The sequence below is a fragment of the Caballeronia arationis genome, assembly GCF_001544975.2.
GTDB lineage: Bacteria > Pseudomonadota > Gammaproteobacteria > Burkholderiales > Burkholderiaceae > Caballeronia > Caballeronia arationis.
Window position 1 is genome coordinate 1 of the sequence record NZ_FCOG02000173.1, and the last position, 10,447, is coordinate 10,447.

Annotated in this window: 9 protein-coding genes and 2 pseudogenes; 5 read left to right on the forward strand and 6 right to left on the reverse strand. The window is 59.1% G+C overall.

Annotated features, from left to right (window positions below; all coding sequences use genetic code 11):
- Positions 1-714: 714 nt before the first annotated feature.
- Both AWB81_RS37480 and AWB81_RS37485 read left to right on the forward strand, forming a co-directional pair.
- A complete protein-coding gene (locus AWB81_RS37480; RefSeq protein ID WP_087135459.1) occupies positions 715-2,622 on the forward strand; it encodes a hybrid sensor histidine kinase/response regulator in 1,908 nt (635 codons plus the stop codon).
- A gap of 247 nt (positions 2,623-2,869) precedes the next feature.
- Positions 2,870-3,244 carry a response regulator gene (locus AWB81_RS37485; RefSeq protein WP_087135460.1) on the forward strand — a complete coding sequence of 125 codons (375 nt, stop codon included), beginning with the start codon at positions 2,870-2,872 and terminating at the stop codon, positions 3,242-3,244.
- 162 nt (positions 3,245-3,406) lie between these two features.
- Here the strand turns inward: AWB81_RS37485 and AWB81_RS37490 are convergent.
- A pseudogene (locus AWB81_RS37490) lies at positions 3,407-3,697 on the reverse strand (MFS transporter); the annotation flags it as partial.
- A complete protein-coding gene (locus AWB81_RS45255; protein ID WP_062643050.1) occupies positions 3,619-4,119 on the reverse strand; it encodes a hypothetical protein in 501 nt (166 codons plus the stop codon). The gene AWB81_RS45255 and the pseudogene AWB81_RS37490, both read right to left, overlap by 79 nt.
- Before the next feature lie 177 nt (positions 4,120-4,296).
- On the opposite strand from AWB81_RS45255, the gene cynR reads away from it, so the two are divergent.
- The gene (gene cynR / locus AWB81_RS37495; protein WP_235026108.1) at positions 4,297-5,373 is read left to right on the forward strand and encodes a transcriptional regulator CynR; all 1,077 of its coding nucleotides are present in this window, start codon (positions 4,297-4,299) and stop codon (positions 5,371-5,373) included.
- Positions 5,374-6,006: 633 nt separating this feature from the next.
- A pseudogene (locus AWB81_RS47520) lies at positions 6,007-6,318 on the forward strand (hypothetical protein); the annotation flags it as partial.
- A gap of 596 nt (positions 6,319-6,914) precedes the next feature.
- Here the strand turns inward: AWB81_RS47520 and AWB81_RS46605 are convergent.
- From AWB81_RS46605 to AWB81_RS37515, 3 genes are all read right to left on the reverse strand, one after another.
- Positions 6,915-7,331: a hypothetical protein gene (locus tag AWB81_RS46605; protein ID WP_062643054.1), complete on the reverse strand. Its 417-nt coding sequence runs from the start codon at positions 7,329-7,331 to the stop codon at positions 6,915-6,917.
- Positions 7,332-7,701: 370 nt separating this feature from the next.
- A complete protein-coding gene (locus AWB81_RS37510; protein WP_062643056.1) occupies positions 7,702-8,112 on the reverse strand; it encodes a hypothetical protein in 411 nt (136 codons plus the stop codon).
- A gap of 169 nt (positions 8,113-8,281) precedes the next feature.
- Positions 8,282-9,529, reverse strand: a complete 1,248-nt coding sequence (locus tag AWB81_RS37515) for an ISL3 family transposase (protein ID WP_062643058.1) — start codon at positions 9,527-9,529, stop codon at positions 8,282-8,284.
- On the opposite strand from AWB81_RS37515, the gene AWB81_RS37520 reads away from it, so the two are divergent.
- The gene (locus AWB81_RS37520) at positions 9,528-9,950 is read left to right on the forward strand and encodes a hypothetical protein (protein WP_062643060.1); all 423 of its coding nucleotides are present in this window, start codon (positions 9,528-9,530) and stop codon (positions 9,948-9,950) included. The genes AWB81_RS37515 and AWB81_RS37520 overlap by 2 nt on opposite strands.
- Positions 9,951-10,201: 251 nt before the next feature.
- On the opposite strand, the gene AWB81_RS47525 is transcribed toward AWB81_RS37520, so the two are convergent.
- Positions 10,202-10,447: hypothetical protein (locus AWB81_RS47525; protein WP_235026109.1), on the reverse strand; the 246-nt coding region annotated here is incomplete at its 5' end.

Below are 10,447 nucleotides of genomic sequence, written 5' to 3' on the forward strand. Positions count from 1 at the left end.
GAAGCGCTGACCGAGATGCCCCCGCAGGTACCACACTACGCCGCCCACGCGCTGCAACTGTGGCACGTAAACGTTCAGGTACATCCGGTCGATGCACTCGCTCTCGAGCACGACGTGGGCGCGCAGAACTTCACACATGATAACGGCATGACTGGCTCCGGTCGTCCACGGGTCTTCCGACCCATTAAGCTTCGAGCTCGTACATCGCTGGGCACGCCCAGCCGGCTCGACCGGAGCCACCTTACACCGCCAACGCTCCACAGTCACCCGTACCACTCGTCGGCCTGAGGCGCAGCCTCGGTAGCAAAATAGCTGAGTTCGCGGTTTATGTGGTCATGGGCCGGGATGTACGCCATGTATCCCGTGACCGGCCCGGCAAGGAAGTCCTGACAAGCTGACGCAAAACAGGGGTCGAAGCGAACGCTGCTGTTGACGACAGGAGAATTCCCGGATTGACGTCGCCCCCCGAAAGAGTTCCACGTCTATAGCATCGCTGAACGCGGAAAGCCTTCTCCCGTTTTGGCAGGCGGAGCACGCGTCAATTATCGTCGTAAGAATGTTTCCGTGTGTGGATTTTCACAACCGCCCACGCCTTCAGGCGTTTGCCCTTTTCTTCCCCGCGCTGTGTGAGGGCACGCAAACACAAGGTGACGTTGCCGCATTTGCCGCAATTGTGTCGGGCGCATTCAGCAGAACAGGCACCCGGCGTGGTCCATGAAGACCAATATGCGGGTCCCAAGCGTCTATGATTGTTGTGGGGCCCTTCGAATCGGGACCGCCGGCTCGCCGAGGTGGAACGCATTCCTGAAAACCCTTACTCAGCTTATGACCATCCCGAAGCCGGACAGCATCCGCGAGACCCATCGCCAGTCGCTCATAACGTCTGAACTGTATTCGAGGTCCAGTCGGCATCCTGATTATGAGGCAGAGGCAAAGGTGTTGGGCAAACTCGCCCATGCACTGGCCACGTCGGACACAGAGATGTTTGATACGCTTGCACGCGAAGCCGCGCGGCTGTGTCGCGCGGACAGCGCAGGCATCAGCGTACTAGAGTCGCCGCCCGACCGGCCTGCCAGCTTCCGGTGGGCGGCTCTCGCGGGGCAGGCTGTGCCTTTTCTCAACACTCACCGGCCCTTCGACGACAGCCTGTGCGGCGTTACGCTGGCAATGGGCAAACCGGAGCTTTTCGGGACGCCACAGCGCTTCTTTCCATCCATCGAGATGCTGTCCCCGCCGGTAGTCGAGGCGTTGCTCGTCCCAATTCCTGTCCGGGACGACGCGTGGGGCGCCATCTGGGTGATGTCGCAACGTCGTGAAGTTTGCTTCGATGCCGAGGACCTGCGATTGCTCACTAGCCTAGCAGATTTCACCGGCGCGACGATGCATGTGGCGCGCATGAAGGCGCTCGCCGAAAGTCGGGCCATTCAGGCCGAAACTGCCCAGTCCGCGCTGCGCGAAGCGGAGGCGCGTAAGGACGAATTCATAGCGACACTAAGCCACGAGTTGCGCAGTCCAATTGCCCCCATCGACAGCGCCATCAAATGTCTGGGACGTCTGGAACTCCAATCACAACAGGCGGAGCAGGCGCTCGGTATTGCCGAACGTCAGCTCCACAGGTTACAGCGCCTTGTCGACGACCTGTTCGACGCGTCCAGAATCCGGCAGGGCAAGGTCACGGTCAGGCCAGAGAACAGCCTCCTGGCAGACATTCTGAATGATGCAATTGCCGCTGTCCGGCCGCAAATGGAGGCGCGCAAGCACATACTTAAAGTCACCGCGCCGTCCGATGCGGTGCTGGTTTACGTCGATTCCGGCCGTATTACCCAAGTGCTTGTCAACGTATTGAGCAACGCCGCGAAGTACTCACCAGATGGCAGCCAAATAGCTTTGACCGCGGCTGTAGACGTTCCGGCGGACCCCTCCGGGACGTCGACTGAGCCTACCTTGTTGATGACCGTCGCCGACGAAGGCTATGGCATATCCGCGCCAGCGTTGCCTCACATCTTTGACATATTCACCCAGCGTGGTAGCCGCTCTCCTTCGACGGAAGCCGGCCTCGGAATCGGGCTCGCCCTGGTGAAATATCTGGTAGAGGCGCACGGCGGCACCGTCGCGGTCCAAAGCGGCGAGTCGTCCTCGGGAACGACGGTGACCATTCGTCTGCCGTTGTCGCGCGGCCCCGACTTGTCTGGTACGCAGCCTCATGGGATGGCACCTTGCGCGGCGCCCTGCCGCGTGCTCGTGGTGGATGACGACAGGGATACGGTGGAGTCGCTGGCGCTTCTGCTTGGGCTTGATGCACATGTTGTCCACACCGCGACGAGCGCGGATGAGGCACTTGCCGCCCTTGATGGATTTACTCCCGACGTAGCATTCATCGACGTCAATATGCCCCATGTGGATGGATTTACTTTGGCGGCAGAGCTACGAACTCGGCCAGCGCTCAAACATCTGAAGCTCGTCGCATTGACGGGAGACGTGTCGGAGAACGACCGCGTGGCAGCGCTTGCAGCTGGCTTTGACCGTCACATGGCGAAACCCGTCGATATGCAAGCACTTACTTCTATCCTCGCGACCGTGGGGGAAACGCCCCTGAAGAAACAGGACTTCGGCCCGCAGTGACCGACAGCTCGCGCGGGAACCAGGGTGGCCAAACCGGGTCGGCGAAGAGGAAGTGGACTGCGGCCGACCCGACCGCGTGCCGGCGTCTATGCGGTCGCGATGCGTCAGATTTGCGCATAGGCATCGTGCCGTCGTTGCCGTGTCGGTAGGATCGCAACTCTCAGTCAGGTAACGCCTAGGCCCCGCAGCAGGCCATTCGGGTACAGCGTTTGCACGATTATGGCAATGCTGCGACAGGTGGCGTGCAATGTCTACCATACTCCTTGTAGACGATGACCTTGAAAACCGATGGGCCTTACAACTGGTCCTAGAAAGCGAGGGCTATCACGTAGTGCTTGCCGACAATGGATACGACGCATTGCGGAAGGCCACCCGTCATATTCCACAACTCGTTATCACTGACTGGCAAATGCCTGAAATGGACGGCGCAGAGCTATGCCGCCGTCTCAAATACCAGCCGACTCTCGCCGGGATACCGGTCGTCATGTTGTCCGCAATGCCGGAACCACCGGATGAACCACGCTGCTGGGCTGCTTTCCTTCGCAAGCCGGCTCCGATAGACCTGCTGATGCACACCGTTGATTTGTTTATTGCACAACGGCTGACTACGAAGCGTACTTAAACTAAGCTGTTGGTGAAGAACAGGGCGCTCTCGTTGGCGCCCCGTCGATTCCCGTTGTTGGCCCTGACTTCAGCAAGCCTCTGCGAATGCCGGAAACGCACGAAGACGCAAATTTCGCATGGCCTGAAAACGCGCTGACTCAGCCAACCGCGGCCGGCGCTGGCGTCCGCATAAACACAATGCGATTTTCGCGACTCCGAAAGCCGCACCCGCGTCGAACGTGGCGGCTGCAACCGGGTGGTCCCACAAGGCACCGGCGATAATGCTGGACACAAGCGTAACAACCCCGCTGAGCAGGATGAAGAAACCGGACGTGGTGCCGCGCAGCTGCGCAGGCGCGGTCTGAGCGACCATCCTGGCCAGCAAGCCCTGCGTCATCCCCATGTGCAGACCCCGCGGCGCGACACCCAAGGGTACGATGCTCCAGTGGGTGCCATGGGCGAGGACCAAATCCCGTAGAGCACTTCCCCCAATGGCAGCGACACGGTCGACAGATGAGGCGTGATCCGCTCGCGGGCCGTTGCAGGAAGCCGCGCCAGAAGAAGATTGGTTGCGGATTCGTCGCCGGGTCGCTCGATGGCGCGCTCGCTCATATTCTCTTTGCTGGTGACACGGGCCACGAGCGCTCGGTGAAGTTCCATTGCGTTGTCGCGTCCCCGTTCAGGAAACAGGTTCGGCATCATCGACCGAAGACTGTCCTGAACAAGGGCGTCCAGCATCTTGATCTTGGTGAGCGTGCCGAGCTTGGTCTTGCCGCACCGCCAGGCAGAAATCTGTGCCCGAGTCAGGCCTAGATAATGCGCGAGTTGGGCATCGCTGCGGAAGCAGCCCCGCTCTTTGAGCTCGTCGAAGATTATGTCCCAGTTCCGTTCCATGATCTAACACGATCGGACGTCAAATATATTTGACATGCGATATGAGCGACGTTTGCGCATGGCTCCGAACGCGCCAAGCTGCGGAAGAAGCGGGCTGATGACGGTCGAAAAGTAAGGGTTGCGGTCTCGGCGCGCGCTACCGGCCGACCTCAAGGTTTGGAAAGCCCACGTGAACGCGTGACCGGTGCGCAGGAGATCACGCAGCACGTGACCAGCGCCGTATCGGATCGGTCTTCGGCCATTCTGTTTCTCCCCGAGAGCGCCAACCAAAGCAAGCGCTCGAACCCCGTGGCATCCTTTCGATTTTGCCGAGGGCAATTGACCGAGTCCGAGATTGGATATGGATCAGAGCGAAAGACAAGCTACGGAGAAGAAACGAGCGTGCTACTTCGTCATATCCGCTATCTCATTGCGGTCGCCGAGCAAGGGAATTTCACGCGGGCAGCCGAGACCCTGCACGTCTCTCAACCCGCTCTCTCACAACAGATCCGCCAGCTCGAAAGCGACCTGGGTGGCCAACTCTTTGATCGCCGCGGTCGCGTCGTCCGTCCGACCGACCTCGAGTTTGCGTACATCGAACATGCGCGACGGGCCTTGCTCGATCTCGACGCGGGCCGAAGGGCGCTGCATGACGTGCGCAATCTTTCGCGCGGACATGTTCGCATCGCCGTCACGCCTACCTTCACCGAATACCTGGTAGGGCCGCTCGTTGGACAGTTTCGCACCCTGCATCCCGCGATCAGCATCGAGATGACGGAGATGTCGCTTGAGGCGATCGAGGTGGCGCTCGGCGATGACCATATTGATCTCGCGATTGGCTTTTCCGACTTGCGTTCCGATGAAATCGATATCGAGCCGCTCTTCGCCGAACGACTGACACTCGTCGCCGGCGGCGCGCATCCACTTACACGGGTGTCGTGCGCAGTGGTACCTGGGCAACTCGCGGACGTCCCCCTCGCGCTGCTCACAAGCAACTTCGTGTCGCGCGGCTACGTGGATGATCATTTCCGCGCCCATCGCATCAGGCCGAAGATTTTGCTGCAGGTCAATTCGATCAGCGCCGTGCTGAAATTCGTCCGGCGCGGCCAAATCGCGACGATTTTGCCCGGCGCAATGGAGTACGAGCATCGCGACCTATCCTATGTGCCGCTCAACCCGCCGTTTCCAATCCGCACGGTTGCGCTGTTGCGGCGCAAGCACGCATATCGGACCGTGGCATCAACGGCGTTTTGCACACATTGCGCGGCATGGTGAGCGAGGGTGAGCTTTCCGCACTGCATGCTTTCGCCACGAAAAGCTGACTGCTTAGCACTCAGGCAGGGATGCGACAAGCATTACGGCAATAACTGTTGCTATCGAATGCATAAAGAGCGTCGTTCTATAGATTCCCGGCGACAAGCAGTAAAAGCATCCGCTTCTTTTCGGGGCCATCGCGTCGCCAGGTCGTGATCAACACGACGATCGCGTCGCCGTGCTCGAGCATCCTGGACCCGGATTGCTCGCCGTTTAACTGATTCAGGCAGGTGAGCAGACGGCGCGCAACACGTCGCGTGTGAAGACTTGGCCCGGATGCTGGCCGAATTGGGTATCACTGCCTCATTACGAACCCGGTACAACTTCCCACTCGGCTCCGAGCACCCAGCTAAGTGCCGACATGCGACCACTCATCAATCCCCACAAACGTGTATTCGGCATACTCACCCACTTTCAGTTCGCCTGGGAAACGCGGAAGGTCGGCTGAAGTTATCAATGTTGCTTGCCTCAATAGCCGTATCCAGCACGGGCAACTGATGCCGCAACTCTGATCGCATTCGTTCGCGATCCTCGTCAAGACTAAACTTCTCAAGCCACGCCATATTATTGCGCGTGGAAGACTCCCCGTATTGAGTGCGCTATGAAAACGCTCGCGCGTCACAAGCAATCGCCGCCGCCCAGGCGGGTGGCGTGCTGAACGCCATTCTTCGGGCAGACGACGGGCCGTTCTTTATCGATCTGGAGACCCGCACGCAGGCACCGCCGTCCTTGTTACCTCAAGCAATCACCGACCGCGGGCGTTCCGCAACCGGATCAAGGCACTCGAGGTTATCCGCCAACTAGGCTTGCAGAATGGGCGATATTTCCGCTCGAAGCGTGGCGACCCGACGAAGCCGAGCGGAGCGGGCGAGCCGACCGGATCGTGCGCAAGCTATGAAGCAGACGGAAATTGTGCGCATCGCCGGTGCGAGGCAGAACTACGGAAAGGGACTGAAGGTATGATAACGGAAGCATCGACTTGCGCGACGTGGCCGCATGCGCGACCCAGATCGACGGCACCCGTTCTCGTCGTGAGTGCAGGTAGACGCTCTCGGTAGGGTTCTCGATAGGGTACTCCAAAACCACGAGGACTCGAACAGCGACTGCTGCCAGCATCGACGAGGCGGCAGTCGCTAAAAAACTCCCTAAAGCTAGAGCGCCGTACGAGCGTACCGACGCTTGTCGGAGGGCATCGTCATCGCCTTGCAACACCCTGGTCGACGCCTATGCACGAGGACGTAGCAACGCCGCCCATTGCTTGGCACATGCTCTTGTGCATCACCAGACCCTTATGGGACGCAGCGAAGGTCAGCCGCGACGCGCGCGCAATCCGTTGCCATAGCGGCAGGGATCGCCGCGCCGTTCAGCCACCCTCGCACATATGGCACGCTTCCGTCGTACGACCTCGGTCGATAGACCGTCATCGCCAATTGCATTTGCCTGATGACTTGGAGGAAGCCGGGCTAGCGCTCCGGCGTAACGAAGTTTGCACTTGGTCGCCGCTACAAGCACCGCTTGGCCCGAGCGTCTGGCGGCGATTCAATCTGTAGCCGATCTCTCCGCCCCTCGAGTCGGTCGTCGATCACCTCGCGCAGCCGAAACAACGCGATTTTTAGCTTTCCGTCTTCGACCAGGCGGCGAACCGTGCGTAACACGTCGTGCTCGAATGGATCGGGTTTGACGATGCTCTCCGTCTGGTCGATGAAAGTTCGAACGTCAACATAAAGTTCGCTCGGATAGGGACCGATTTGGCGATTTACCTGATTCATCAAAACCGTCCACCGATCGGCAAGTTGGTTTAGTGTTTCCGGAAAGCACGACACCATGTCCTCCTTGTAGCAATCCTCTACCGGTTTGCCGATGCAAAGTCTCGCTCGGCCGCCCTCTCGACGCACGCAAAACTGAGTTTTCCCTTCCATTGCCGATCTTCATCTGTGGGCCCAGCGTCGCATTATAAAACGATGAGACGATCGAGCAAACCGCGACCCCCAATGTCGCGCATCCAGTAAGACGCCTCGCCGCCGTAGTGTGCTTGCGACGATGGCTCTCCGAGAAACACCTAGGTCCGCGAGACAATCTCCTCGATACGTGAATTCGCTTTGCGCCACTCGACCTCGGTCAATGCTCTCTCCTGCGTCCACTCTCCCTAGCCTGGACTAAGTGAGCATCGAGACTCAAACAACCTAAGCGTCGAAAAAATGTCCATCAAAATCTTAGGCGAACCTAAACCGACGGCGCCACGTCCGTTAATCGACCATTTTGATTAACTGTGTTCGATACAGATGGGTTTCATATTGGTAATACGGAAGCGCGCTCTTTCAGCGAACTCTGAGGAATACGGTGCTCGCGCTTTCTCTCTTGCGTGAGCGGCGCGAACGCGTACTGGGAGTACGGGTCAGTGAGAGCGTCAGTAACGCGAGCCGATTCGTCGCGTTTGGGCACCCGAACAGTAGGCAAGCGGAATGAGGCCAAACGAGACGCAGGAGGCGCAATGGTTGAATTCAGTGCCATGCGCAACGTCCGCCCCCGCAGGAGCTCGCCGCGCCGGCGTGTCATATCCACGCCGAGGGCCGTCAGACGTTCGGGAATCAGCCGTTCCGCAGTTAGGACGAGCACAGTTTCTTCGTCCGCGACATGCTTCAGCACCGTCCGCATAAGCGCCATAAACGCGTCGTCGTAGCGGTCGTCGACGGAAGACATGCTGTTCAGATCGGCGATCGCTTACTCGTGGAAGTATCAGCAGCACCACCGACGACGATGTTCTCAGCAAGAGCTCACCTGAGCACAACGAAATGCGCGCCCTGATGTGAGAACCGTCTGCGACGCGCTTGAGGTACATGCGACGCTCGAGGAAGAAATTTTTGCCTCGTCAGTAAAATGTGTGGGTGCTTGGCGGCTCGGGGAGGTTGCCAAGTGCATGATACAGCGCGATTTCTGTCGCTCTGAAGGTCCGAAAGCCGTACGCCTTTCTCATGGTGATTTTCGCTTTGTTGTTCAAGCCTTCGACGACACCGCTAGAGAACTGCTTGCGCGCATGGAAGTAGTTGAGGATCAGTTCCCGATGTGCGCGCACGGTGCGAGCGAATTTCTTCATCGGCTCGATGCGTGAGCGCATCACCTCGGTGCACCACTGATCGAGAAATTTGCCGGCCCAGACAGGTGAGATGTAATCCCAGAGCTGCTGGAATTCCTCCTTGAATAGCCAGGCGCGCACCGTGCGCAAGTTGTACTGCAACAGGTCGCGCATGCGCAGCCGTTGTTTGTCAGTCAGGTTCTCGCGCCGCTTAAGCAAACACCAACGCGACTTCTTCAGCACCGGCTCATAGCCATCACGAGTCATGCGCCGGGCCTCGTCGGCACGAACTTCGTCGATCGCCTTGTTCATCTTCGCGACGATGTGAAAGCGATCGAGAATATTCAGCGCATTGGGGCAATGCAACGCGATCATCTCGAGGTAAGGCTTCCACATGTCCGAACAGACGAATTCCACCTTCTCACATAGCTGTGTTCCGATCATGGCGAAGAACCTGGCGAAGCTTTGCTTCGTGCGCTCCTGTCCGATCCAGAGCAGACGCACGCAACCGGCCTCGATCTGATACACCAGCGTGAGATACTTGTGCCCGCGGCCATACTGGATTTCGTCGACGCCCAAAGCGCGGATTGTTCCGAGCTCGCGATGGGTCAGTCCCCACTCGACTACCCATTCCACCGCATTAAAGACTTTCTCCCAACTGGTCCGGAAGCTTCGTGCTGTCTCTTTCCAAGACAGCTTGCGAGCCCACTGCGCCAGGAACAGCATGTAGGCGCGGGTGAGCGTGTGCTTGCCGTTGGCCCAAGGCAGCGCTTCGACCTTCACGCCGCAGTCACGACAGTCAACGCGGCGCATGGTATAGAGGAGGAACACGGCAAAGCCCCAGACCGGAATAAACTCGAAGCTACGCTGCGCGAGCGTATCGTAGCCGCGGCCGGGTCGGTTGCAGCATGAGCAGATCGGCTTGGAACCTTTGCGCGGCCGTACCTCGATTTCGATAGACTGGGTTGCCTCGCACAGTCGCGCCCCTTCATAAACGAAACCGGGAAAATGATGACAGGCGTTGAGCAGGCGGGTCAGCAACATGGTCAGTAGGAGCAGCGGCAAAGGCAAATCCGATATTGTCGCCCCGGATTTGGATGCGCTGGCGCGTTACGTGCCCGACCTGCAGGACTGGCCCGCATCATGGCGCTTCGAAAACGAGGATCTTCCGCTCGGGCAGGCACTCGTCGAAGTGTTCACCCCGTTCCTGCGACACCTGCTTGCACGGGGATATGCGCGCAAGACGCTGGTTCGCCACCGCGATCACCTTTGGATGCTTGGCGGTCATCTCATTGAAGTCCGTCACGACGACCCGGATGCGGCGGCGATGGATGCCCGCACGCTCGTTCTCAACCAGATCCATGAATACGGTGGCCCACTGATTTCCCGGCACCTCGACGAGGATGCCCAAAGCGCCTTCGACGCCACCTGCAAGAAACTCTATCGATTCCTTTGCCCCTTGTGAACGATGGCGCAAATCCACGCAAGCGCGACGCCGTGTCCGTGCCTGTAACACCATACGAAATTGAGGAGTCAAGGGCGGGCTTTAGCCCGGCGCAGCGACCCCTTGACGCCACGACGGTTTGCCACGCTATGCGATGGTCGTGCGCGCGGCATTCGAGCGCTCACGACCATGCAAACGAGTTCTTTGGTCTTGACGAATCTCTCACAATTCCCATCAAATCACCCACAGATTGCGCCGAGGAACCAAATTTTTTATCCGTCGCTCTGACCAGTGATCACCGCGTCCAATGGCGCGCTTGCGCATCGCCGAGAGTAGCGGGCGATACCGGTGAAACAGCGCGACCACGTGTGCATGGTCCAGCCGGATCGCGATGGATACGTGCAGTTTGTTCCGGCCCTCGGATTTTCGTGCTCCACCAGCCGGTAGACGCTGATCTCGCTCAGGACCAGCGGCGCATCGGAAATTGTGGAGACTGTGCCCGAACGACGGCGCGTTGG